Raw genomic sequence first — 23,870 nt, 5'->3', positions numbered from 1 at the left:
GCTACTCCCCTTTGTGGTTTGAGTTTTTATCGAACCGGTCGATGCGGAATGCATCGATCGGTGTTTCCGTCTCGCCTTTAACGGCGAGATCGCAAAGAACGGCGCCCACAGCCGGGCCGGTCTGGAAACCGGCGCCGCAAAATCCAAAGGCGTGAAAGAGATTTTTGACCCGGCTGCTTGGCCCGATCACCGGATTGTCGTCCGGCATTTCCGATTCAGTGCCGGACCAGAAACGGATAACCTGGGCGTTTTTCAGATGCGGGAAAAGTTCGATGGCGCGCAGCATCACCGATGAAGCCGCATTGACCGAAGGCCGCGAAAAATCCGGGTTTTCAAGCGGCGTGCCGCGTCCGCCGCCCATGACATAATTGCCGCGCGTGACCTGACGGCCATAGAAGCCGCCACCCTCTTCGCCAAGGCTCAGCGGCAGGCGAAACGGCATTGGCTCGGTTACAACCATCGATGGATAGATGCGCTGGAGCGGCACCGGCTCGCCAAATGAAGCCGCAAACTGATCCGACCATGCACCGGCGCAATTGAACAGGAGACGCGAGCGGATTTCGATACCGTTTCCCGCCAGAATGGCAAAACCATCGCCGGTTTCACGCGCTTCGATGACCGGGGTGTTTTCCAGCACCGTGGCACCGGCAGCAAGTGCTGCGCGGGCAAAGGCAGGCGCGACCAGACGCGGATTGGCGTGGCCATCTTCCGCGCAGAGCGAAGCACCCGCGACGTTGCCCGGAAGCCATGGGAAACGCTCTCGCACGGCATTGCCACCGATCAGCTCGACATCGAGCCCAAGCGGCTGCACTGTAGCCGCATAGGCTTCAAGCTTTGCAAAATGCGCCTCCGTGCGGGCAAGTTTCAAATGGCCGCTGCGGATATATTCGCCATCGATGCCGATAAGTTCCGGCAGACGCGCCCACAATGCGTGCGAACGCTGTGCGAGCGGCAGCTGTTCCGGCGCGCGACCCTGCCTGCGAACGCCGCCATAATTGACGCCGCTTGCCTGCGCCCCGCAAAAGCCTTTGTCGAGCAGAATGACCGACAGCCCGGCCTGACGCATGAAAAGCGCCGCCGAACCGCCAACAATCCCGCCGCCAATAATGACCACATCGGCCTGAAGATGCTTTGTCATGACGAAGCGCCTTCTCTGGCCGGAGCGCCAAAGCCAAGCGGGATCGGCTTGACCGGTGCCTGGGCGCGGATGCGGCCCGCTTCTGCGGGCGCCTTGTCCTGCATCGACGCCAGAAGTTCTGCGGCGGCAGCGGTACACATGCGCCCCTGACAACGCCCCATCCCCACACGGGTAAGCGCCTTGAGCCGGTTGATCTCGCGCACATCACCCTTGCCGATAACCGTCTTGGCATCACGCACCGCGATTTCTTCGCAACGGCAAAGCGTGACATCGCCTGCGATTGTATCGAACCAGTCGCGCGGGAACGGGAAAGCTTTTTCGACGATCAGGCGCTCGCGATAGATATGATCGAGCTTTGCGAGAAGGCCGCGTTCGGTGCCTTCGTCAAACGGCAGGCTCCTGTCGCGCAGCAAGGCCATCGCGGCCAATGACCCACGAATTTCAGCAGCATCCGCACCCGCGATGCCCGCGCCATCGCCCGCCACGTAAACACCTTCGCGGCTTGAACGGCCGAGCTTGTCGGCAGCAGGAAGCCATGCGCGGTCACGTTCTTCAAAGCGGAATTCGCAACCGGCGAGATCGGCAAGCTGGGTTTCGGGACGCAGCGCAAAACCATAGGCCAGCGCATCGCATTCAACCTCGCGAACACGCTTGCCCGTGCGATAGCGAATGGCTTCGACATGGCCCTCGCCCAGAACTTCATCTGGTCGCACATTATAATGGATCGGCACGCCACCAAGCTTCAGTCGCAGGCCGTAATAAGCGCCGAGAGCGACAATGCGCGGTGCATAGAGCGCCAGATGTGCCAGATGAAACTTTGAAGCGAAGGGCGCTGTGTCGAGCACGGCTGCAACCTTCGCACCGGCATGATGATATTGCCAGGCGACCAGATAAAGCAGCGGACCTGAACCCATGAACACCACGCGTTCGCCAACCGTGCAGCCTTGCGCCTTGAGTGCGGTCTGTGATGCACCAAGCGTATAGACGCCGGGCTTGGTCCAGCCTTTGAACGGCAGAACCCGATCAGTCGCACCCGTCGCCAGAATGAGATGGCTGTAAGGCAGCTGGCTATGCACACCCTTGGTCAGGAGATCGAGACGATCACCCTCACCGCGCGTGATATTCCAGACCAGTGTTTCCGGGCGATAGTCGATTACGCTACGCAACGCGTCGAAGGTTTTGTGCAGCGCTTCGGCCTTATGCGCTTCCGACCCGTAACGGCTTCGATAGCTGCGCCCGTCATCGAGCGGCGGGCGACGATAGATCTGACCACCGGAACGAAAACCTTCGTCGAGCACGATAGGCTTGAGACCCGCCTTGACCAGCGTTTCGGCGGCGCGAATGCCCGCAGGACCAGCGCCCACAATGACCGGATTGGGAACCGCACTCATATCGCGGGCTCCGTCACAAAGGCCATGCCGTCTTCCAGAAGCGTGGTGCATGCACGAAGCTTGTGGCCATCAGCCGTCATGACGTGGCAATCCTGACATGCGCCGATCAGGCAGAAGCCTGCCCGCGGCTCACCGGTAAACTCGGTATGACGCAGCTTTCCCTGCACGGAGAGAATGGCGGTCAGCACGGTATCGCCACGGCGTCCCTCGAAGGAAACGCCGTCAAGCGAGAAGCTGATCGGCTGCTCAGTCAGCCGATACCGTCTGCGGAACTGAGCCGCCGAAGGGGAAACCGGGATCGTCATGATCTGCCTGCTCAACCCTTGCCCACCAGCAGCCGGTCGAGGCCGAACATGCGATCGATGATAATCATGGTCACGGTGGCGACGAGGATCATCAGGGCCGACACCGCTGCCATCATCGGGTCGATGGATTCGCTGGCATACATATACATGCGGACCGGCAGCGTGACCGTGGACGGCGAGGTCACGAAGATCGACATGGTGAGTTCGTCGAACGAATTGATGAAGGCAAGCAGCCAGCCGCCCGACAGACCCGGCACAAGCAATGGCAAGGTGACGCGACGGAACACGGTCCATTCACCGGCACCCAGCGTGCGCGCCGCATTTTCCGCATTGCGATCCATGCTGCCAAGCGAAGCAAGGATAAGGCGCAGCGCATAGGGCGTGACGACAATCGAATGTGCCGCAACCAGCCAGACGAAGGAGCCGGTAAAGCCCATCAGCGAGAACAGGCGCAGGAATGCAACGCCCAGAACCAGATGCGGGATGATGAGCGGCGACAGGAAAAGCGCGTTCAACGCATCGCGACCACGGAAATTATACTGAGCAATCGCGAGCCCCGATGGCACGGCCAGAAGCGTCGAAATGGATGCCGAGAAGAAAGCCAGCTGCACGCTGTTATAGAACGAGGTCATGAAATCATTGTGCGCAAACACGGCAGCGAACCAGCGCAGTGAAAGGCCGTTCCACGGCATTGTCAGCGTGTTTTCCGGCGTGAAGGCCACCAGACACACCACAACCATCGGCGCCAGCATGAAGATGACGATCAGCGTGTGGAAGAAAAGAGCGAAAGGACCGTTCTTCGTCATGGCTCTATCCCAGCTTCTTCTTGGCCTGCCCTTCGAGCAGACGATTATAGGCAATCATGATCACGAGATTGGCGACCAGAACGATGATGGCGATGGCAGCACCCAGCGGCCAGTTCAGCTCGATCAAAAACTCGTCATAGACAACCGTTGCCGCCATCTTGAGACGACGCCCGCCGAGCAGGCCCGGAATGGCAAAAGAGCTGGCCGAAAGCGCAAACACGATGAGACTGCCCGACAGGATGCCAAGCACTGCCTGCGGAAACACCACACGGCGAAGTGCTGTCAGGCGCGATGCGCCGAGTGTCAGCGCTGCGGCTTCCACCGACGGATCGAGCTTTTGCAGCACGGTCCAGACCGGAATCACCATGAATGGCAGCATGATATGCACCAGACCGATGACGATGGCTGTCTCGCTGTAGAGGATTTGCGTCGTCGGCAGGCCGACCATGTCGAGCGCGCTGTTCACGAGGCCATTGCGCCCCAGCAACATGCTCCAGCCAAATGTGCGGACCACGACCGAAACCAGAAGCGGGCCGATGATGACCAAAAGGAAGATCGAGCGCCATGGCTTGCGCATATTGGAAAGAATATAGGCCTCGGGCACACCGATCAGCACCGTGATGACGGTTGTGATCAGCGCCAGCTTGAGCGTGCGCCAGAAGATCGAGAGGTAATAGGGGTCTTTGAGAACCTGCGTATAATTGGCAAGCGTGTAGACGTTCTCGATGCCCTTGTCATAGCTGTAGCTGTTGAATGAAAGCAGCACGGTGAGACCGAGCGGCAGCAGCACCAGCGCGAAGAACAGAAGCGTCGACGGCCCGACCAGAAAGAGCGGCGTCAGATCGCGCTGCCCTTTGGGCGCGGCGGATGTATCCTGTGAGGTGACGGCCGACATGTTCAGTTCACCCCTGCGGTGAGGATACGGCAATCCTCATGGTTCCAGCTAAGGCCGACCGATGTGCCTTCCGATGGCGGCGGGTTGCCGAGATTGGGCAGGGCCACCGAAAGCTGGCCCGCAGGCGTTGTCACGCCGAGCAGCCACTGCGCACCCATGAAGTAGCGCGTCGTCACTTCACCGGCGACATGCCCCTCACCCGCTGCAACGAGCTGCACCTTTTCAGGACGGATGAAGACGGAAAGCTCGCCGGAAACCTGTCTGCCATTTGCAGGGAAGCGGATTGTCGTTTCGGCCAGCGCGATCATATCGCCTTCAGCGCGCGCCTTCAGGAAGTTCGACTTGCCGACGAAGTTGGAAATGAAGTGGTTATGCGGATGCTCATAGAGCTTGTAGGGCGCATCGACCTGCGTGATGACGCCCTTTTCCATAACCACGATGCGATCGCTGATCGAAAGCGCTTCGGCCTGATCATGCGTGACCATGATGGTGGTAATGCCGACAGTGCGCTGGATGCGGCGCAGCTCGAACTGCATTTCTTCACGCAGCTGCGCATCGAGATTGGAAAGCGGCTCGTCGAGCAGCAATACCGGCGGATTGATGACCAGCGCACGGGCAATGGCCACACGCTGGCGCTGACCGCCCGACATTTCACGCGGGTAACGATCGGCAAGTGCGCTGAGATGCACCAGTTCCAGCACGTCGCGAACGCGCTTTTCGCGCTCTGCCTTTGGCACCTTGCGCATTTCGAGGCCGAAGCTCACATTCTGCGCCACCGTCATATGCGGGAAGAGTGCATAGCTCTGGAAAACGACGCCCAGTTCACGCTTGGCCGGAGCGAGGCGCGTGATTTCACGTCCGTCAAGCGTGATGGAACCTGCCGTCGGCGTCACCAGCCCGGCGATCATCTGCAAGGTCGTGGTCTTGCCGCAGCCGGAAGGACCGAGAAGCGAAATGAACTCGCCCTTTTCAATCGCCAAGTTGAAATTGTCGACAGCCGCGAACTTGCCGTAGTGGCGGGAAATTCCGGAAAGGGTCAAAAAGCTCATTGCATCTCCCTCTCGGCCTAATCTCCTCCTGAATGACAGGGAGCAGAAACGCCGTGATATTGTCTCACGTCGCCTCTTCATCGGGGCTGGCTGGCGGGAGCGGCTTGATCGCGCATTTTCTGCGCTGACCGGACCTTGGGTCTTTTGAACGCGTGATTATCCAGCCGCTAACGCAGCCGCAGCGTTCCCCATTGCGTCAAGTTAAAACCGCCGACCCGCTTACAGCATTGGTTGCAATACCTTGCCGGACCTTCCCATTGGCGACGGTTCCAGTTGGCGGAAAATCCCGCAGGAATGCAAATTATAATTTCCATATCCGGAAGAAATTATATATTTCTTTCAAAATACAGAATTTGGAAGCAATCTTATGGATGATATATCTGAGAATCCGAAATCCGGCGCCGCACTTAACTCAAGTTTGGTGAAGGCAATCCATATTTTGAAAGGTCTGGCATCCAGCACCGAGGATGGCGTGCGGCTGATCGATCTGGCGCGGGACCTCGAACTCAGCCAGCCATCGACCCATCGCCTGCTGAAGACGCTGATTGCGGAAAATCTTGTCGAACAGCTTCCCGACAAGAAAGCCTATCGCCTGTCGCTGGAGTTTTTCGCAATGGCGGCGCAGGCGCGCCAGCGCGACGGCATATTGAGCATTGCGCGCCCGTCACTGCTGCGGCTTTCGACAACGTTCAACGATACGGTCTTCCTGCTGGTACGCAGCAACTTCGATGCGGTCTGCCTCGACCGCGTGGAAGGCCCGTTTCCGATCCGCTCCTTTACCGGCGACATTGGCGGCAAAGTGCCGCTCGGCATCGGTCAGGGTAGCCTCGCCATCCTCTCCTTCCTGCCTGAAGAAGAGCGCGAGGCGATCATACGCTTCAACATGCCCCGCATTCTGGACAAATCGTCAGTGGACGAGGTCGACCTGCGCATCATGATCGAGGAAGTGCGCAAGAGCGGTGCGGCAACCTTCAACTTCAACATGATCGACGGTATGGCAGGTCTCGGCGTGCCAATTTTGAACGGCGACGGTGAAGCCGTGGCAGCGCTCAGCATCGGCACGCTTGCCGCGCGCCTCACCGAAAAGCGCCAGCAGACGGTGACGGAACTGCTGCGCAAGGAAGCGGCGATCATCTCGCAAAAGCTCAATCCATTCGACCCGACACTGCGGCATCCAAATCAGGCTTTGTTGAAATAATCGAAAGCTTTAGCCCCGTTGCGCGCAACAGACTTGCTTTGTCCACAGCGGGCAAAAAGTTTGGCGATTGACTCACACACGCCGTCAGCGTTTGATCGCTGTCAGGTGTGGGGGTTCTGTGGGCGGAGGCAAATTATCCAAAGCAGAAAATCCATCTCTATAACGCTACAGTATTGGAGTTCTGTTGTGATCAAATCCACCAGACGGGGAATAATCCACCTTGCCTTTGCTCTCGCCGCATCGACGGCGATGGGCACGTTTGCCACCACGGCGGCACAGGCTCAGGACAAGATCCTGCTCATCATCAATGGCGCGCTCGGCGACAAGTCGTTCTTCGACAGCGCTGCCAAGGGCATGAAGATGATCAAGGACAAGTATGGCGACGACGTCGAGACCAAGATTCTCGAAATCGGCGACGATCCGACGAAATGGGAGCCGGTGTTCCTCGATGCGTCCGAACAGGACTGGGACCTGATCATCGGCGGCACCTACCAGATGTCGGAAACCGTTGGCTCCGTTGCCCAGCAATATCCCGACAAGAAATACATCCTCTATGATGCGAGCGTGCCTTATGAAGAAGGCGGCTACGACAATGTCTATTCCATCCAGTACAAGCAGAACGAAGGTTCCTATCTCGGCGGCATGCTGGCAGCTTCGCTCCTGAAGGAAGGCAAGCTCGGCGATACAGGCAAAAATCTCGGCTTCCTCGGCGGCATGGACATTCCGGTCATCAACGACTTCCTCGTCGGCTACATTGCCGGTGCGCAGTCGGTCATGCCTGATGCCAAGATCGCGATTTCCTATGCCGGATCCTTCATGGATGCCGCAAAGGGTAAGGAACTCGGTCTCGCGCAGTATCGTTCCGACGTGTCGCTCGGCTTCGTCGTCGCCTCGCAGACCGGCCTCGGCCAGCTTTCGGCTGCCAAGGAAACCGGCAAATATGTTCTGGGCGTCGATTCCGATCAGGAAGCGATCTTCAAGGATAGCGATCCGGCCATTGCCAAGCAGGTCGTCAGCTCCGTTCTGAAGAATGTCGATGTAAGCCTTCTGCAAGCTTATGAACGTTTCAAGGCAGGCGACCTGCCGTTCGGCAAGGCGGAAGCGCTTGGCCTCAAGGAAGGCGCTGTCGGCATCGTGCAGGACGGCAACATGGCTTCCATGGCCACCCAGGAAATGAAGGATGCCATCAAGAAGGCTTCCGACGAGATTTCCGAAGGCAAGATCACGGTTCCGACCGCATTCGGCATGAGCACCGAGGATCTTAACGCGATCCGCAACAAGGTTCGTCCCTGATCGTGGAAAATCCAGCTGAAAATATTGAAGGCGGCGATGCTATCGTCGCCTTCCGCCCAATCGTCGCCTTCCGCGATGTGAGCAAGGTCTATCCGAACGGCACGCAGGCGCTTCGCGACGTGTCTTTTTCGATCCGCGCAGGCTCCATCCATGCCATTTGCGGCGAGAACGGTGCGGGCAAATCCACGCTCATGAAAATCCTGTTCGGCATCGAAAATGCCACGGCAGGCGAAATCATCGTCGATGGACAGCACATTGCGTCCTGGTCGCCGGAAGATGCTGCGGCACAAGGCATCGGTATGGTGCACCAGCATTTCTCGCTCGTGCCGACCCTGACGGTTACCGAAAACATCATTCTCGGCCATGAGCCGGTGAAGGCAGGGCTGATCGACCGTGTGAGCGCGCGCAAAATGGTCGAAGCGCTGATGCAGCAATATGATCTGCACGCTGACCCCGAAGCGATCACGGGCGCGCTTTCCGTCGCCGCCCAGCAGAAGGTTGAAATCCTGAAAGCGCTGGCGCGCCGCACGAGGCTCCTGATCCTCGACGAGCCGACAGCTGTTCTCTCTCCGCCGGAGATCGAGGAGCTGATGCGCAAGCTGAAGGCGCTGCGCGACGAAGGCATTACCATCCTCTTCATTTCCCACAAGCTGAACGAAGTGCGCGAGCTGGCCGAAAGCGTAACCGTGCTGCGTGCGGGCGCGGTTGCGGGCACGGAAAAGCTTGCCGACGTGCCGGACGATGCCATCATGCAGATGGTGATGGGCCATGCGGTCGACATTCCGGAGCGCGCCCACAAGCACGGCGCAATGAAAACCGTTCTCGACATGAAGGGCGTTACGACAAAAGCAGCCGACCCGGCAGACCGCATCAAGGATGTGAACCTGACCGTCGGTGCAGGCGAGATCGTCGGCGTCGCCGGTGTCGATGGCAGCGGCCAACGCGGCCTCGTATCGGTGCTTTCCGGCCTTGCCGAAGCGGCCAGCGGCACGATCAGCCTCAACGGTGAGGATATGCTGCGCGCTGATACGGCAAGCTGGCGTAGACAAGGTCTTGGCTATCTGCCAGCCGACCGCTTTTCGCAAGGTGGCGCACCCGGCCTGTCTCTCGCTGAAAACGCGATCGCCGGAACTGGATCAATTACCGCCGACAAGCAGATCTTCTGGGGGCCATTCCTGCGCTGGAATGCGATCAAGGCCCGTGTCAGCGGGATGATAAAGCAATATTCGGTGCGCGCAGGCGCAATCACCGAACGGCTCGATTCCCTTTCCGGCGGCAATGCGCAAAAGCTCATCGCCGCGCGCGAACTTGCCACCAATCCGAAATTCCTGATCGCCGACCAGCCAACACGCGGCATCGACGTTTCGGCGGCAGCCTTCCTGCATCGCCGTATCGACGAAGTGGCGCAAGGCGGCTGCGCCGTGCTGCTCGTCAGCGCCGATCTCGATGAATTGCTGCGCCTCAGCGACCGCATCATCGTTCTTTTTAACGGACGCATCGTTGCCGTTATGGAAAACGGGCCAGACATCACACCGGCTGTCCTTGGACCTTATATGCTGGGGACACGAGCATGATTCCAAAAAGTGTAACGCGGTTTTTGGATGAGATCATGCTCAAGCAGAGAGTTGCAGCGTAATGCGCAGACTGATTTCCTATCTCATTCCATTCTTCCTGACCGTGCTTGTCATCGCCGTCATCATGGCCGTGCTTCTGGTGCCGCTGGCGCTGATGCAGGACAATCCCGCCGGGGTTCTTAAGACGTTTTTCCTCGGACCATTCGGCAGCATTCGCCATATGGGCAATGTGGTGGAAGCGGCAACGCCGATCATGCTGACCGGCCTTGCGATCACCATCATGTTCCGCTCCGGCCTGTTCAATCTCGGCGCGGAAAGCGGCTTCTTCCTCGGCGCGCTCGGCGCTGTGGCGGGCGCTGTTCTGCTCCCTTCGCTTGGCTGGTTCTCGCTGCCGGTCGCGATCCTCTGCGGCGCGGTTGCGGGCAGTTTCGCCTGCACCATTCCGGCAGCACTGCGGCTGCGTTTCGGCGCATCGGAAATGGTGACGTCACTCGTTTTGAACTACGCCTTCCTGTTTCTCGGCCTGTTCGTCCTCAACTATGTCATCCGCGACCCGGCTGCGGGCGGGATGATGTCGCTCAGGATTCCGCCGGATGCCAAGCTTGACCGTCTGCTCGCCGGTACGCGTCTCAACAGCGGTTCGATCATTGCCATTCTGGCCTGTATCGCTGGCGGCATCTGGCTTTACTGGACGCGCTCGGGCCTCAATATCCGTATCGCAGGCTCCAGTCCGGGCTTTGCCAATCATCTTGGCCTGCCACTCAAGGGCATCATCATGCGTGCCCAGATTGTCGGCGGACTGGTGGCGGGCATGGCCGGTGCGCTGGAAGTGCTCGGCCTTCATGCCCGCTTTGCCTGGCTCGATCTGCCCGGCTATGGCTGGACCGGCCTTGTCGTCGCCATTCTGGCGCGCGAAAATCCGTTCCTGCTTATTCCGTCCGCACTTTTCCTTGGCTTCGTGCAGATCGGCGGCGATCTTCTGGCCCGCAACATGAACATCCCGACCGAAGTGGTGGGGCTTGTGACCGCCGCCATCATGGTGGGCGCGACGGCAAGCGTCATTCACAATCATCCGACCGTATTGCGGCTGATCCGCAACCTTCGCAATCGCGAAGGAGAACAAGCGGTAGTGCAGGCCGGAGTACAACCATGAGCATGGTTCTCGCACAAATTCTCGATCCATCCTTCATCGGCACCATCCTGCGCGTGGCGACACCGTTGTTGCTGGCAGCACTCGGCGTGATGATTTCCGACCGCGCAGGCGTTCTCAATATCGGCATGGAAGGCATGATGCTGTCGGCGGCGCTCATTGCCGTTCTGGCCAGTGCCGCCACCGGCAGCCCGGCTGTCGGCCTGCTGGCCGCGCTCATCACAGGTGCAGCTCTCGGCTGGTTGATGTCGCTTTCGGTCAACCGGCTTGGCACTGATCTCATCATGACCGGCATTGCACTCAACATCGCGGCTGCAGCGGCAACGACGCTCGGGCTTTTTCTTGCAACGGGCGACAAGGGCATGTCGGGCGCGTTGAAAAGCGGCGCTCTGCCAAGCCTCCCCGTGCCTTTCATCGGCAATATCCACATATTGACCTTTGCCGCCCTTCTCGCTGTCCCGGCGGTCAGCCTCCTGATGATGCGCACACGCTTCGGCCTGCATCTGCGCGCCACCGGCGTCGATCCGAAATCGGCACGCGCCGCCGGTATCCATACGGGCCGGGTACAGATGATGGCGCTTGTTCTGTCCGGTCTCTTCGGCGGTGCAGCCGGTGCCTATCTGTCGCTCGGTTATGTCACATGGTTTGCCCAGAACATGACTGCAGGTCGCGGTTTCATCGCCATTGCGGCGGAAGTCATGGGACAGGGAACCGCCTGGGGCACGCTTGTGGCAAGCCTGGTTCTCGCGGCGGCTGAATCTTTCGCCATCACGCTTCAGAGCCTCGGCCTGCCATTCGAACTGATGCAGATGATCCCTTATCTCGTCCCGGTCGTTGTGCTGACGATCCACGCGGCGCGCCGTCAGCAGCGCGCAAAGCAATTGAAAAACTCCTGAAATGCATAAAAATGAGAATGAAATGAAAGCTTGGGAATTGACCCGCGATCTGCTGCGCGACACCAAACCGGTGGTGCGCACAGCGGAAGAACAGACCTGGGATGCAAGCGCCGTCATGAAGGCGCAGGACGATCTCATGGCCATGTTCTGGAAAAGCAATGTGCCGGGATCGGCAGCACCTGAATGTCTGATGGCCGGTGCGCTGCAATCGCTGGAAAACAAGGGCTTCGTTCTTGCTCCCTATGAGGAGCTTCTTCGCGACGGGCTGACCGCACTTGAACGCGGTGACTTTGAAACGCTGTATCGCATCGACATGCGCCTGCGTGTCCTCATGCGCGCTGCACGGCCCGATCCGGACCATCCGTCGCAAAAGACGGTGCGCTATGGGTCGTGGGACGAATTCGACGCTGCCGTTCAATGGCCTGACGATGTGCTCTATGCTGTCCAGTCCGATGATTTCCGCGACCGCACCGCTGCCGCCTGGATGGCGCAGCTCGTGGGCGCTGCGGCTGGCACGGCGCTCGAAGGCTACACGGCGGAAAACATCGCCGAGGTCTTCGGACCGATCCACGATTATGTGCGCGAGCCAAACACCTATAATGACGACATCACTTTCGAGATCGCATTTCTCGAAGCCTTCGGCGACAAGGGGTCTGCTGTGACCAGCGCCGACATTGCCGAGCGCTGGACGTCGCTGATCCCGCTTGGCTGGTCGGCGGAGGCAATCGCGCTTTCCAATATGCGGCGCGGTCTCACCGCGCCTGAAACCGGCAGGTCCGACAATCCGTTCGATGAATGGATCGGCGCACAAATGCGCGGCACAATCTGTGGCATGGTTGTACCGGGGCGCGCTCGCGAAGCTGCCCGCCTCGCCTGGATGGACGCCGAAATCTCCCATGCCGGAAACGGTATTTTGGGCGAAGTCTTCAATGCTGTCATGGCGGCGCGCGCCTTTGCGGTCAGCGACACGCGCGAATTGCTCGTCTCGACAGCAGCGCTTTTCTCAACCGACACCGAATATGGTGCAGTTCTGGCCTTCGCACTCGACGCCTGCCGTTCTGCCGGCAACTGGCAGGACGCATGGACGAAATGCGATGTGGAATATGCCGAATATAACTGGATTCACGTCTATCCGAATGCAGCCGCACAGGTGATTGCGCTCTGGTTCGGCGAAGGCGATTTCGACCGCACGCTCGAAATCGTCTGCGGCATTGGCCACGACGTCGACTGCAATGCCGCGCAGATTCTGAGCATGATCGCCATCCAGCGCGGGTCCGCCATCATCGCCGAACGATGGTCGAAGCCGCTGCTGGCCGACGACATCGTCACCTATATGCGCCGCCCGGCGAAAATCTCCTTCGGCGCGCTTGTCGACCAGACGGTCAGTGCCACGCGCAACGCTCTCTAAATCCCCTCATCAGGAAACCATCATGGCCCGTAAAATCATTATCGATACCGATCCCGGTCAGGACGATGCAGTCGCCATTCTTCTGGCCTTGGCAAGCCCGGAACTCGACATTCTCGGCATCACCGCAGTGGCAGGCAACGGCCCACTGGCGCGCACCGAAATCAACGCCCGCACAATCTGTGAAGTGGCCAAAAAGCCGGAAACCAAGGTTTTTGCAGGCTCCATCCGTCCTCTGGTGCGCCCGCTTGTGACGGCTGAAAACGTCCACGGCAAGACCGGTCTCGACGGTTACGACCTGCCCAAGCCGACCATGCCGCTGCAGACACAGCACGGCGTCGATTTCATCATCGAAACGCTGATGAAGGAAGAACCGGGCACCGTCACGCTTTGCCCGCTGGGACCGCTGACCAACATCGCATCCGCACTGATCCGCGAGCCGAAGATTGCTGAGCGCGTCAAGGAAATCGTGCTGATGGGCGGCGGCTATTTCGAAGGCGGCAACATCACGCCGTCGGCGGAATTCAACATCTATGTCGATCCGCATGCCGCTGCGGTTGTGTTCAAATCCGGCATCAAGATCACCATGATGCCGCTCGATGTGACACACAAGGTGCTCACCACCGAAAAGCGCATCGCCGCCATTCGCGGCATTGGCACGCATGTCGGCGAAGTGGTTGCAGCATGGCTCGAATTCTTCGAGCGCTATGACGAAGCCAAATACGGCACCGACGGCGGCCCGTTGCACGACCCGAACGTCATCGCCTATCTCATCAAGCCGGAACTCTATTCCGGACGCGAGTGCAATGTGGAAATCGAAATTAATTCGGAACTGACGATCGGCGAGACAGTCGTCGACTGGTGGGAGGTAACCGACCGACCGAAGAATGCGCTCTTCATCAAGGATGTGGACGCAGACGGCTTCTTCAGCCTGCTGACCGAGCGCCTCGCAACGCTCTGATTTTTTCTGAGCATGATCTTATCCGAAAACCGGTATCCACTTTTCGGGATCATGCTCTGAGACATAATTCAGCCACAAAAAAGCCGCGAGTACCTTATTCTCGCGGCTTCTTCGCCATGTTTGACAGGAGGTTTTTGCGCAGTTTTCTGCTCAAAATGAGCGAAACTGGCGCAAAATGCCCCGAATTTTCATTCGGCGTTAATTTGCAGAAGTGCCGCCACTTCCTCGGCGGTCGGTGCAGCTGCCCCCGCGCCCGCTCTTGTGACTGCAATCGCACCTGCAGCCGAACCATACCGCACGCAATCATGCAAGGGTTGGCCCTCCGAGAAAGCGACTGCAAAACCGCCGTTGAAACTGTCACCGGCTGCGACCGTATCCACCACTTCCACCTTGAACGGTGCGAAGTGTTTGACCTCGTCCGCCGTCACCAGCAATGCACCACGGCTTCCAAGCTTGACGATGACCGTCTTCGGCCCGCGCTCCAGAAGATTGCGCGCAGCGGCTTCCGCTGAAGCAAGATCGGTCGGCTCGATACCGGTAATTTCAGCAGCTTCTGTTTCGTTGGGAGAGATGATGTCGCTGAGTGAAATCAGGTCCGCCATACGGCTTGCATCGCCCACCGGTGCCGGATCAAGCAAAACACTACCGCCTGCCGCACGCGCGGCTTTTGCCACGGCCAGATTGGCCTCATGCGGAACTTCGCGCTGCAACAGCGTAATCTTCGCCCTGGCAATATCGGCAGCATAGGCATTGATGTCGGCAGCCGACCAGTACGCATTGGCTCCGGCACAAACAGCAATCGTGTTCTGCCCGGCTTCTTCAACCTGAATGATCGCCATGCCCGTATCGACGCCGTCAATCACGCGCACGCTTTCGGTGTTAAGGCCGAATTCCTGCATCTGCTTCAAGGCCAGTTCGCCGAAGGCATCGTTGCCGACAGCACCGACGAAGCGGATATCACCGCCCATCTTGGCGACCGCAACCGCCTGATTGGCACCCTTGCCACCGAGGCCGATACCATAGCCCGATGCATTCACGGTCTGCCCCGGACGCGGCAGTGCGGCCATCCGCGCGCTGACATCCACATTCACACTGCCGAAAATGAAAATCTTCAACACCGTCTCCATAAATATCGGCGTATTTCCTGCAGCTCCAGCATAGGGAATACGCGAAACAAAGTTGAGCCAACATAATCGCGACCGGCTGAAATTTCCATGCCAGGCAGGTCGTGATGCACAGGTTGGGTCAAACGTCACCTCGTCGAATCTTATTATAAGCACGACTTAATTAGGCCTTGATTCTGGAAGTATATATTTTCCGCCTAATATTCTTTTCTTATTTAATTGGAGATAGACCATGCAAATTTACGGCTACGCTATTTTTACTTCACTAATTCTTGCTAGTGGATCCTTTGCAGCGAATGCAGCCCCAAAACAGGTCACAGATCCCGGCTTTACAATCAATGCAGACAAACTTGAAAAAGTAACAGACAACCATATGAAAGCGTCAGGCAACGTTTCCATCAAAATAGACAATACAGAGATAAAGTCGAACAAGATGGACATTCAATTCCACCCTGATAAGCTTGAACTATCCGATGGAAAGTTTAAAGCAACCATAGAAAAATAATTGAATTATATTATTCTAGACTATTTTGCTTAGAAGACTGCGGAGAATTATATTCTCCGCAGTCTCTGGAGCAGATATTTTATTCGGCTTTCAGGAACTCACCCACTTCCAGCAAGACGAATTCATTGTCATCGACCTTGTCGAGAAAGCGACCAGCCGAGAACGGCAGATTGTTGTCGTTGCCGACCACGATATGCGTGTCGTCCACACGATCCACATTCTCGATGGTCAGGAACGGCATATCGTAAATGCCTTCACGCCCACCCTGACGGCGCTTGTTTTCCGGGTCGGCGATGGCGAGCAGATCAATATAGCCGATCTTGCGCACTTCCTTGCCGACATTGCTGTCGTCGAAAGCGATCTTGTAGATGCGCTTGACCTTCGACGGCACATCGAAGCAATCGGCCTGCGGTTTCTTTGGATCGGCGCAGGCCTTGTCCGCCGTGCCGACGCCGTTGTCACGCTCGATGACCAGCGCTGTGGTTTCATCCAGCATGTTGAAATCGCCGATGGCTTCACCACCCTCGGCCAGCGGATAGAGCCAGGAGCGGCCCGTCCACTTCTTGTCGGCAACGTTGAATTCGATGACCCGCAGCCCGGTCCTGCCGCTTTCGGTCTTTTCCGGCGCGCCATCGACAAAAAGCGGGCCTTCCAGAAGACCGTAGAGCTTCGAGCCGTCCTTCGACATCGCCAGCCCCTCGAAGCCCCCCGAGCGCTTCAGATTGTAAGTCGGGAGCTTGAGGCTCGGATTGGCGGGCAGAGCGAGCTTTGGATTGTCCGGTGATACGACTTGTGTCTCACCGACAACCGTCGGAATAACGTCGGTCAGCTTGCCGTCTATGTCGAATTTCAACAGGAAAGGACCGAATTCCTCGCCGACCCAGAAGCCATCCGCAACCGGCTGGATAGATTCCACGTCGAAATCGGAGCCGGTCAGATAGCGCTTTTCAGCGCCTTCCATGACGATGGGAAACGGAGCCTTCTTGTCCGGATCGCTGAGGAACACGGTCTTCACGCGCTCCACCGTACCCTTGTCCCAGTCGAACTTGACATTGTGCAGCATCAGCATGGCATCCGGCGAGTTAAGCTTGGAGCCAAACCCATTGTCGGACAGTGACCAGAAGCTGCCGTCTTCCATGGTCTTGATGCCGGAAAAGCCCTGCACCGGCTGGCCGTCGAACGGCACAGACAGGCCGGTCTTGCGCACGCCGTCCTTGCCTTCAACAGTGCCGATGCCCTCGGCACGCTTGCGGTCGGCGGTGGTGAACTTGCCCGACGTCTTCAGGTGATCCGCCGCATCATCCGGTGCAGCGATGATCGTGTTCGCGGGCAGGATGGCATGGGCCTTGAGCGTTGCAGGAAAAGCCTTTTCTTCAGCGGAGGCCGGAAAAGCCAATGCGACGGCACCGGCAAGCATGGTCGAAGCGACGAGACGCGATATCATGATAAGTCCCCGTTGGAATTCAAATACAGGGACGCAATTAGGCTGGCTTTGTATCGCTGGCTTGACGCTTCCATGAAGCTTTGACGAAGGCCCCCAACTTTCACCGGGGGCCAACTGTCTCATCAAGTCATTACACCGCGATCTTGCCGCCACCCTGCTTGGTGATTGCCACCACGGCAGGCCGAACCGGCATATCGTCCTTGAAATCCGGCCAGCGGGTGGACAGGTCCTCGTAATAGGACGGACGGCCATGACCGTCCCAATCCTCGCCGCCGTCGCCCGGATGCTGCACGGCGACGAAAGCCGTCTCATCATCGGGTGCAAACAGCGGACCGCACATTTCGGCACCCACCGGCACGCGGTAGAACAGTTTCGAGGTCGCGCGCGCATCGCCTTCCGTATCGACCGCCCAAAGTCCGTCCGTGCGACCGGTACCCTTGTTGCTGTTGCCATCGGTTGCGACCCAAAGCCGACCGGCACTGTCGACGGCGGCGTTGTCCGGCATACCGAACCAGCCATTGCGTGTCGTGTCGGTGGAGAAGCTGGCACCAACTTCGGCCACGGAAGGATCGCCGCATTTCAGCAGCACTTCCCACTTGCCTGTCGTGGCGGCAAAATCCTGACCATCTTCCTCGATCTCGATGATATGGCCAAAGGCGTTCTTGGCGCGCGGATTGGCGGCATCCACCTGATCGTCCTTGCGCTTGGTATTGTTGGTGAGCATGACATAAACGCGGCCATTGACCGGGTTCGGCTGCACGTCTTCCGGGCGGTCCATCTTGGTCGCGCCAAGAAGATCACCGGCACGCCGGGTTTCGATCAGCACATCGGCCTGACTTTTGAAGCCGTTCTGCTCGGTCAGCGGCCCCTGACCGAATACCAGCGGCATCCACTCGACCTTGCCATCTTCATGGAATTTGGCCACGTGAAGCGTGCCTTCATCCAGCAGGTCCATATTGGCAGCGCGATCATCCGGGTTGAACTTGCCCGCCGTCACAAACTTGTAGACATAGTCGAAGCGTTCGTCGTCGCCCAGATAGAAGACCACGCGCCCGTCCTTGTTGACGATGGATTCGGCACCCTCATGCTTGAAACGGCCAAGCGCGGTCCGCTTCTTCGGCACGGAGTTCGGATCGGACACATCGACCTCAACGATCCAGCCAAAACGGTTCGGTTCGTTCGGTTCCTTGGAAACATCGAAACGGTCGTAGAAACGTCCCCATTCGTATGAACCTTCGGGAATGCCCATGCGCTTGTAATTGGCCGTTTCCGCGTGACCTTCCGGCAGTTCGCCGATGAAATAGCCATGGATGTTTTCCTCGGCCATGATGTAGGTGCCCCAGGGCGTGACGCCGCCTGCACAATTGTTGACCGTGCCGAAAACCTTGGTGCCGGAAGGATCGGCATTGGTCTTGACACGATCATGACCGGCGGCGGGACCGCTCAGCGCCATCTCGGTATTGGAGGTGATGCGGCGATTGTTTGCACCGTCGAGCACCGGTTGCCACTTGCCGTCCTGCTTGCGGATTTCGACAATCGTGCCGCCATGGGCGGCCATTTCGATATCCACCTGTTCCTTCGAAAGCGGAGCCTGCTCCACCTTGCCGTCGACGATCTTGACGAGGCCGGGGAACATCAGGTGCGGATTGGTATATTCGTGATTGACCACGAGGAAGCCATGTTCCGGCGATTCCTCGATGGCGATATAGCCGACATAATCATTGTTGTAGCCGAACTGGCGCGCCTGCGCTTCGGCTGACTGTTTGGTTGGATCGAATTCCGGCGCATCGGCGAAAAGCTTGTCGCCCCAGCGCAAAAGCACATCGGCGTCATAGCCTTCCGCGACATGGTGATGGGCATCCACACCGGCTTCGACTTCCTTGAAGGAAAAGGCCGAACCGGATGCAGCGCGCGCATCACCGGCGCTCAACAGGGCGAGCGGGCTGACCGTTGCCGCAATGGCCGAGACAGCGAGCGATCCACGCAGAAAGCCACGGCGGGAAAAGCGCCGGCTGATGATTTCGCCCATGGTTGGATTATCGGACGGATTGCGCGGATCGGCATCTGCTTCTTCCAACTGGCTGGTCTTGAACAGACTTTGCTGGGAAAGATTCTCTGACATTGCTGGCTCCCTATCGAATTGTGGAGTTGCAAATTAGAAGCACTAGATGACAGCCGGACGACATCGGGCTGTCCAAATTGGATTCCCACATACATCGCGGGCCTGCATGGTTGCGTCTCCGTTGTCCGCTCAGGTTTTGTATGAGTGAAGACGCGCATCGCTGATGCGATGATTATTCAAACTGATAGACCAGCAGCCCAACTCTGCCTACTCTGTCAGTATAATTTCATTCCAGATTTGAGATATATTCGCTCTTCAACAAGTATATAGGTGAAGAATGGCTATTGAAATCTCGTTGAAACCCGGATTCTTGGTCATGAATGGCGATGATCACGAGTATGTTTTGGTGACACTAACCAATAACGGACAAGGTTTTTCCGGAGAGGTAAATATATATTCCGATAGTTCGACAGAGCTTTTAACTGCGCAGTTCGGTATTGACGAAAGCACTATAGTTACAAAGCCGGATGGCACATATGAAGCTGGCTTCTCATCAGATTATGTTGGGCGATCAAAACCGCCACATAGCGGCCCTCTGCCCACGATGAATGGTACAATTTACTTTCAATACGCTGACGATCATGGCGTCAATACCGCCTGCAATGTCTCTATCGGAGCACTGGACGAATAATATTATGGGCTAATTGCCAAATATCCTCCCAAACCCGGATGTGTCGTCACATCCATCTCATCGTTTGAAACGGAATAGCTGACTCAGTCAAAAAATGTTCTAACCAGCTGTAGAATAATTTTGCCGGTAAATGCGCTTTCCGATAAAACCATCCCGGTTTATCGATTGAGGGGTTGGTTATGACCGACGCGACGGCTGCACGACGCAATATTGTTATCCTGACGATTGCACAGGCACTGGGCGCTTCCAGCCCGCCTATCGTGATTTCGCTTGGCGGTCTGGTAGGCCAGAAACTGTCTTCCGATCCGGCACTCGTCACGCTGCCCGTCAGCCTGTTCAATCTCGGCCTTGCGCTTGGCACACTGCCTGCCGCTTTCTTCATGCGCCAGTTCGGACGCCGCAATGCCTATATGCTGGGTGCGCTTGTCGGCGCTGCGGCGGGTGTGATCGCAGCCGCAGGTATTTTTGCCGCCTCCTTCCTCATCTTCTGTCTCGGAACGCTGACTGCCGGTTTCTACGCCTCTTATGTCCAGAGCTATCGCTTTGCCGCGACCGATGCGGCAACGGGCGACATGAAGGCGCGCGCCATCTCATGGGTCATGGTGGGTGGGCTCGTTGCGGCAATCGTCGGGCCACAGCTTGTCATCTGGACACGCGATACCATTCCGGATGCGATGTTTGCAGGCAGTTTCCTCAGTCAGGCTGTTCTCGGGCTTCTCGCCCTCCCCGTCCTTTTCATGCTGCGCGCACCGAAGGTCCGGAAAGATCCGAACGCTATCCATGACACAGGCCGCCCGCTGGGCGAAATTCTCCGTTCACCGCGCTTCATCCTTTCCGTGGCTGCTGGCGTCTGTTCCTATGCGCTGATGACTTTCGTGATGACGGCAGCGCCCATCGCCATGGTCGGCCATGGCCATTCCGTCGATCATGCGGCCCTTGGCATCCAATGGCATGTGCTCGCCATGTTCGCGCCAAGCTTCTTCACCGGAAAGCTCATCACCCGTTTCGGCAAGGAAAAGATCACCGCGCTCGGGCTGGTGTTGATCGCGTTCTCCGCCATTATTGCATTGGGCGGCTTTGATGTCGGTCATTTCTGGGGTGCGCTGATCTTCCTCGGTATCGGCTGGAATTTCGGCTTTATTGGCGCGACTGCCATGGTGACCGACTGCCACACGCCGGCTGAACGCGGCAAGGCGCAGGGCGCCAATGATTTCATCATGTTTGGTACAGTGGCCTGCGCTTCGTTCTTTGCAGGGTCGCTGCTGCATTCGTCAGGCTGGGAAACCATCAACTGGCTCGTCTTCCCGATCGTTGCCCTTGTTCTGGTTCCGCTTATCCTGCGCCTGAAGCCGAAAGGCGCAGCAGCCGAAGCCTGATCGGTCAAAAACCCTGCTCTTTCATCCAGAGCCTGCCGCCTTCGGACACCGCGTCATAAACCGCACCACCGAGGGCGGCGCCGATATCCGTATGCAAACCCGCATATGATGCTGCCTCTCCCGCCTGCCCGTGTGGAGCGGAAACGGCGATGCAATCCGTTCCAGTCCCTGTTGCGGCTCTACCGCCGACAATTAGGCCGAGTTCGATAATGGCAGCGGTGCGGGCCTCGGCAGCAATCGACATTGCCTCTATATGGGCTGCGACCGACAATGGTTTGTCGATATGGACCAGAAGATTGATCGTTCCAACGGGCATCTTCATCTGTGTGAGTTCCCCCACCCTTCCCGCATTCGACAGGCCGATAGTGGCAAGACAGGCGGCATGCGTTTCGCCGGAGCGTCGCGTCGCAACATGGTGCTTCTGTACGCTACGCGATGTCATCATCTGCACCGCTCCGCCGTAACCGGCTTCGGCCAGTTTCTCCTGCAGCATAAGCACCGGGTCCACTTCCAACGTCAGATCGTCATTGCGTACTTCCAGCCAGGCGACGGAGCACGCCGAAACGAACCCCGGACGTGTCAGAGACCAGCTCAGGATGTTTTGCCTGTCTGGGAATTCAGCCGCAAGGATCGGGCCGGAACAATGGATTGAAAAAGGCAGCATGACTAACCTATCGCAGATCGGTGCTGAGTTCGCGACCAGCGCCTGCCAGCCATCCACAGGAGTGCGGTGTCGCGATACCAACGGCGCGGCGATAAAGCACGCCTTCGTGACTTGGCCCTGGTTTCGCAAGACGGTATTTATCTCGGAATATTGTTTCGTGCGTCACGGAAACGGACAAGCGGTTTGCTCTGGATTGCATCATGATCAACGATCTCACCGATGAGATATTCTGGATATTCACCATCGGGTGTTGCATCCTCTTCATCATGCGCCTTCTTTCGCCTCCCCCGCGTCATAAGGTCGATCAAAAACAAGACTTGAACACATTACGCCCTCGCCGCCGTTCACGCCGTCGCCGCTTTCAGGCACTGGACTAAGACCAGACCTAGCAGCCACATAAAGCTTCAAAGCGCCAGTCTTTCGCGAGCTATATAGTCTTAACCTCAATTGCCGTTGTGAAGCGCCAATATCAGTGGCCATGCAACCCGTGAGATCAGTGAAAAAGGCAGCCGAACAATCCGCTCCGGCCGTAGTTTTATCTTCCTTGACTGTTTTGCGGCCTATACTGGATAGCTTGATCTCCTTGAACTTCATGAACGATACGAAACCTAAATAGCCGTTTGGTTTTGTCACGCTGACTGGGCTTTATGGTTAACGACTTTGTCCATTCAGGGCAGCCATAAGCATTGGTCTGATCGAGAACGAGCCGTTGGCAGCCTTTTCCGTCAGAATTCGCAAATAGCCGCCAGCAGACTGGATTTGCTCATAGCGCTGCAGGATATAAGCGATCACGATCGATGCATTGTGAGTTCCCAGCGTTTTCTTTGCGAGATCGTAGAGCTTTCCATCGATCCCGAGGAAAGAGCGTACTTTCTCTGCTGTATTGGCCAAATCCTGCCAATGTCGGATGGATGAAATCGCATAGGCTGTGATCTCGGGACAGGAACGGAGCACCATGTCGAGCGAAACCGTGGGTTCAAACGGAGCACTGGTGATTTCATTGACGCGCTGGTCGATAAATTCAGGCGTTGCCTTTTCAAAATGGGAATCTGGATTCGATTCAATTTGCTGCCGCTCATTTTGAGATTCATTGGCGCGCAAATTTTGAACATTCTCATGAATTTTCAACGCGTTATCGATTTCCGCACGAATGTACTGCATGGATTCGACCAGAGCCGCCAGTTCTTCATAGTCTGCACGACGAGGAATGCTGTCGACAATCAGGCGGAAACGATGATGGATGTCTTCCCAGTCTCCGGCCAGTTCTTCCAGTGCGGCGAATTCAACAAGCTTGGTAATGTCGCGGCGCAGCAATGTCAGGCGTTCGCGCATTTCACGCAACGCGGTCTTTTCCACCCTCACCTGCTCTGCAGCCGCTTCCAGTTCACAAGCACGTGCCAGCAGCGGTGTCAGTGAAAAGCCGAATGCTATCTGCACGTCTCCACTTTTGGCACGACGTGCATAGCGCTTACCATTCGGGCTGTCCTGACGATGGATGAAACCGCTATCGACCAGCGCTGCCAGATGACGGCGCAAGGTTGCATCGGCCATGCCATGGGCTCGCAATGCCAGTTGCTTGTTGGACGGGAACACGATCAGGCTGTTCTGCGCATTCAGTTCCGTTTCCGGATAGAATGACAACAGGGCTGAAAGAACCGCCAGAGAACGATCATTCAGGCCGAACTGCGTCTTTGCTTCGCACAGCCAGCGATGGAGTTGCCACTTATCGGCAACCGTTCCCGGTGCGATTTGCTGTGTGTTCTGTTGACTTGCCAACAAGGCAAGCGTCATCCGTCGACTGCCAAACGGCGTCGAGGCCAATTGAATCTCCATTTTCTTTCACCTTCCACAAGGCAAAAGAAATCCACCCGCCGAAATGACGCTAATTACACTTGACAGTGATTCGTGGATTTGCGATTCTCTAGCTGCTAAACCAATGAGAA

Annotated in this window: 22 protein-coding genes; 11 read left to right on the top strand and 11 right to left on the bottom strand. The window is 57.5% G+C overall.

Going from position 1 to position 23,870, the window contains the following annotated elements; genetic code table 11:
- Window position 1: 1 nt before the first annotated feature.
- From FG152_RS15780 to FG152_RS15755, 6 genes are read right to left on the bottom strand one after another with little or no spacing between them, the layout of a single operon-like run.
- Complete coding sequence (locus FG152_RS15780) at window positions 2-1,138, bottom strand: NAD(P)/FAD-dependent oxidoreductase (protein WP_010660559.1); 1,137 nt, start codon at window positions 1,136-1,138, stop codon at window positions 2-4.
- Window positions 1,135-2,529: an FAD/NAD(P)-dependent oxidoreductase gene (locus tag FG152_RS15775; RefSeq protein WP_010660558.1), complete on the bottom strand. Its 1,395-nt coding sequence runs from the start codon at window positions 2,527-2,529 to the stop codon at window positions 1,135-1,137. The genes FG152_RS15780 and FG152_RS15775 overlap by 4 nt, the downstream gene beginning before the upstream one ends.
- Window positions 2,526-2,834: a (2Fe-2S)-binding protein gene (locus tag FG152_RS15770; protein ID WP_010660557.1), complete on the bottom strand. Its 309-nt coding sequence runs from the start codon at window positions 2,832-2,834 to the stop codon at window positions 2,526-2,528. The genes FG152_RS15775 and FG152_RS15770 overlap by 4 nt, the downstream gene beginning before the upstream one ends.
- Before the next feature lie 11 nt (window positions 2,835-2,845).
- Entirely contained in the window at window positions 2,846-3,640 is a 795-nt protein-coding gene (locus FG152_RS15765; RefSeq protein WP_010660556.1) for an ABC transporter permease, read from the bottom strand.
- 4 nt (window positions 3,641-3,644) lie between these two features.
- Window positions 3,645-4,535: an ABC transporter permease gene (locus tag FG152_RS15760; RefSeq protein WP_010660555.1), complete on the bottom strand. Its 891-nt coding sequence runs from the start codon at window positions 4,533-4,535 to the stop codon at window positions 3,645-3,647.
- Window positions 4,536-4,537: 2 nt separating this feature from the next.
- Window positions 4,538-5,584 (bottom strand): ABC transporter ATP-binding protein, encoded by a 1,047-nt coding sequence (locus FG152_RS15755; RefSeq protein WP_029928672.1) that lies wholly within the window; start codon window positions 5,582-5,584, stop codon window positions 4,538-4,540.
- Between the two features lie 367 nt (window positions 5,585-5,951).
- On the opposite strand from FG152_RS15755, the gene FG152_RS15750 reads away from it, so the two are divergent.
- The 7 genes from FG152_RS15750 (at window position 5,952) to FG152_RS15720 (ending at window position 14,061) form a co-directional block, all read left to right on the top strand.
- A complete protein-coding gene (locus tag FG152_RS15750) occupies window positions 5,952-6,782 on the top strand; it encodes an IclR family transcriptional regulator (protein WP_010660553.1) in 831 nt (276 codons plus the stop codon).
- Between the two features lie 186 nt (window positions 6,783-6,968).
- Window positions 6,969-8,075, top strand: coding sequence for a BMP family ABC transporter substrate-binding protein (locus FG152_RS15745; RefSeq protein WP_010660552.1), 1,107 nt, complete (start codon window positions 6,969-6,971; stop codon window positions 8,073-8,075).
- A 2-nt stretch (window positions 8,076-8,077) separates the two neighbouring features.
- On the top strand, window positions 8,078-9,649 hold the full coding sequence (locus FG152_RS15740; RefSeq protein ID WP_010660551.1) for an ABC transporter ATP-binding protein: 1,572 nt from the start codon (window positions 8,078-8,080) through the stop codon (window positions 9,647-9,649).
- Between the two features lie 61 nt (window positions 9,650-9,710).
- The gene (locus FG152_RS15735) at window positions 9,711-10,802 is read left to right on the top strand and encodes an ABC transporter permease (RefSeq protein ID WP_010660550.1); all 1,092 of its coding nucleotides are present in this window, start codon (window positions 9,711-9,713) and stop codon (window positions 10,800-10,802) included.
- Window positions 10,799-11,695, top strand: a complete 897-nt coding sequence (locus tag FG152_RS15730) for an ABC transporter permease (RefSeq protein WP_010660549.1) — start codon at window positions 10,799-10,801, stop codon at window positions 11,693-11,695. The genes FG152_RS15735 and FG152_RS15730 overlap by 4 nt, the downstream gene beginning before the upstream one ends.
- Window positions 11,696-11,717: 22 nt before the next feature.
- Window positions 11,718-13,103 (top strand): ADP-ribosylglycohydrolase family protein, encoded by a 1,386-nt coding sequence (locus FG152_RS15725; protein ID WP_029376160.1) that lies wholly within the window; start codon window positions 11,718-11,720, stop codon window positions 13,101-13,103.
- 22 nt (window positions 13,104-13,125) lie between these two features.
- Complete coding sequence (locus FG152_RS15720; protein ID WP_029376159.1) at window positions 13,126-14,061, top strand: nucleoside hydrolase; 936 nt, start codon at window positions 13,126-13,128, stop codon at window positions 14,059-14,061.
- Between the two features lie 188 nt (window positions 14,062-14,249).
- On the opposite strand, the gene rbsK is transcribed toward FG152_RS15720, so the two are convergent.
- Complete coding sequence (gene rbsK / locus FG152_RS15715) at window positions 14,250-15,188, bottom strand: ribokinase (RefSeq protein WP_010660546.1); 939 nt, start codon at window positions 15,186-15,188, stop codon at window positions 14,250-14,252.
- Between the two features lie 229 nt (window positions 15,189-15,417).
- On the opposite strand from rbsK, the gene FG152_RS15710 reads away from it, so the two are divergent.
- Complete coding sequence (locus FG152_RS15710) at window positions 15,418-15,690, top strand: hypothetical protein (RefSeq protein ID WP_010660545.1); 273 nt, start codon at window positions 15,418-15,420, stop codon at window positions 15,688-15,690.
- 79 nt (window positions 15,691-15,769) lie between these two features.
- Here the strand turns inward: FG152_RS15710 and FG152_RS15705 are convergent, their stop codons facing one another.
- Together FG152_RS15705 and FG152_RS15700 are read right to left on the bottom strand one after the other, a co-directional pair.
- Window positions 15,770-17,134 carry an esterase-like activity of phytase family protein gene (locus FG152_RS15705; RefSeq protein WP_498987101.1) on the bottom strand — a complete coding sequence of 455 codons (1,365 nt, stop codon included), beginning with the start codon at window positions 17,132-17,134 and terminating at the stop codon, window positions 15,770-15,772.
- Between the two features lie 130 nt (window positions 17,135-17,264).
- Complete coding sequence (locus FG152_RS15700; RefSeq protein WP_010660543.1) at window positions 17,265-19,256, bottom strand: PhoX family protein; 1,992 nt, start codon at window positions 19,254-19,256, stop codon at window positions 17,265-17,267.
- A 277-nt stretch (window positions 19,257-19,533) separates the two neighbouring features.
- Here FG152_RS15700 and FG152_RS15695 point away from each other — a divergent pair, with 277 nt between their 5' ends.
- Together FG152_RS15695 and FG152_RS15690 are read left to right on the top strand one after the other, a co-directional pair.
- Window positions 19,534-19,887: a hypothetical protein gene (locus tag FG152_RS15695; protein ID WP_010660542.1), complete on the top strand. Its 354-nt coding sequence runs from the start codon at window positions 19,534-19,536 to the stop codon at window positions 19,885-19,887.
- A gap of 179 nt (window positions 19,888-20,066) precedes the next feature.
- Window positions 20,067-21,263: an MFS transporter gene (locus FG152_RS15690; RefSeq protein ID WP_010660541.1), complete on the top strand. Its 1,197-nt coding sequence runs from the start codon at window positions 20,067-20,069 to the stop codon at window positions 21,261-21,263.
- A 4-nt stretch (window positions 21,264-21,267) separates the two neighbouring features.
- Here the strand turns inward: FG152_RS15690 and FG152_RS15685 are convergent, their stop codons facing one another.
- Window positions 21,268-21,927, bottom strand: a complete 660-nt coding sequence (locus tag FG152_RS15685; protein WP_010660540.1) for an adenosylcobinamide amidohydrolase — start codon at window positions 21,925-21,927, stop codon at window positions 21,268-21,270.
- Window positions 21,928-22,127: 200 nt separating this feature from the next.
- Between FG152_RS15685 and FG152_RS15680 the strand changes: the two genes are divergently transcribed.
- Window positions 22,128-22,304: a hypothetical protein gene (locus tag FG152_RS15680; RefSeq protein ID WP_158304336.1), complete on the top strand. Its 177-nt coding sequence runs from the start codon at window positions 22,128-22,130 to the stop codon at window positions 22,302-22,304.
- Between the two features lie 274 nt (window positions 22,305-22,578).
- Here FG152_RS15680 and repC read toward each other — a convergent pair whose 3' ends face one another.
- The gene (gene repC, locus FG152_RS15675; RefSeq protein ID WP_010660539.1) at window positions 22,579-23,760 is read right to left on the bottom strand and encodes a plasmid replication protein RepC; all 1,182 of its coding nucleotides are present in this window, start codon (window positions 23,758-23,760) and stop codon (window positions 22,579-22,581) included.
- Between the last annotated feature and the right edge of the window lie 110 nt (window positions 23,761-23,870).

Source organism: Ochrobactrum sp. XJ1 (assembly GCF_024701725.1).
In the GTDB taxonomy this organism is placed as follows: domain Bacteria; phylum Pseudomonadota; class Alphaproteobacteria; order Rhizobiales; family Rhizobiaceae; genus Brucella; species Brucella anthropi.
The sequence above is the reverse complement of the archived record's forward strand: the minus strand, read 5'-3'. Positions and strand labels throughout refer to the sequence as shown.

Bases quoted from the DNA above. Each gene is read 5' to 3' on its own strand.
- FG152_RS15780 (WP_010660559.1), bottom strand. From the start codon at position 1,138: ATGACAAAGCATCTTCAGGCCGATGTGGTCATTATTGGCGGCGGGATT.
- FG152_RS15775 (WP_010660558.1), bottom strand. From the start codon at position 2,529: ATGAGTGCGGTTCCCAATCCGGTCATTGTGGGCGCTGGTCCTGCGGGC.
- FG152_RS15770 (WP_010660557.1), bottom strand. From the start codon at position 2,834: ATGACGATCCCGGTTTCCCCTTCGGCGGCTCAGTTCCGCAGACGGTAT.
- FG152_RS15765 (WP_010660556.1), bottom strand. From the start codon at position 3,640: ATGACGAAGAACGGTCCTTTCGCTCTTTTCTTCCACACGCTGATCGTC.
- FG152_RS15760 (WP_010660555.1), bottom strand. From the start codon at position 4,535: ATGTCGGCCGTCACCTCACAGGATACATCCGCCGCGCCCAAAGGGCAG.
- FG152_RS15755 (WP_029928672.1), bottom strand. From the start codon at position 5,584: ATGAGCTTTTTGACCCTTTCCGGAATTTCCCGCCACTACGGCAAGTTC.
- FG152_RS15750 (WP_010660553.1), top strand. From the start codon at position 5,952: ATGGATGATATATCTGAGAATCCGAAATCCGGCGCCGCACTTAACTCA.
- FG152_RS15735 (WP_010660550.1), top strand. From the start codon at position 9,711: ATGCGCAGACTGATTTCCTATCTCATTCCATTCTTCCTGACCGTGCTT.
- FG152_RS15730 (WP_010660549.1), top strand. From the start codon at position 10,799: ATGAGCATGGTTCTCGCACAAATTCTCGATCCATCCTTCATCGGCACC.
- FG152_RS15725 (WP_029376160.1), top strand. From the start codon at position 11,718: ATGAAAGCTTGGGAATTGACCCGCGATCTGCTGCGCGACACCAAACCG.
- FG152_RS15720 (WP_029376159.1), top strand. From the start codon at position 13,126: ATGGCCCGTAAAATCATTATCGATACCGATCCCGGTCAGGACGATGCA.
- rbsK (WP_010660546.1), bottom strand. From the start codon at position 15,188: ATGGAGACGGTGTTGAAGATTTTCATTTTCGGCAGTGTGAATGTGGAT.
- FG152_RS15710 (WP_010660545.1), top strand. From the start codon at position 15,418: ATGCAAATTTACGGCTACGCTATTTTTACTTCACTAATTCTTGCTAGT.
- FG152_RS15705 (WP_498987101.1), bottom strand. From the start codon at position 17,134: ATGATATCGCGTCTCGTCGCTTCGACCATGCTTGCCGGTGCCGTCGCA.
- FG152_RS15700 (WP_010660543.1), bottom strand. From the start codon at position 19,256: ATGTCAGAGAATCTTTCCCAGCAAAGTCTGTTCAAGACCAGCCAGTTG.
- FG152_RS15695 (WP_010660542.1), top strand. From the start codon at position 19,534: ATGGCTATTGAAATCTCGTTGAAACCCGGATTCTTGGTCATGAATGGC.
- FG152_RS15690 (WP_010660541.1), top strand. From the start codon at position 20,067: ATGACCGACGCGACGGCTGCACGACGCAATATTGTTATCCTGACGATT.
- FG152_RS15685 (WP_010660540.1), bottom strand. From the start codon at position 21,927: ATGCTGCCTTTTTCAATCCATTGTTCCGGCCCGATCCTTGCGGCTGAA.
- FG152_RS15680 (WP_158304336.1), top strand. From the start codon at position 22,128: ATGATCAACGATCTCACCGATGAGATATTCTGGATATTCACCATCGGG.
- repC (WP_010660539.1), bottom strand. From the start codon at position 23,760: ATGGAGATTCAATTGGCCTCGACGCCGTTTGGCAGTCGACGGATGACG.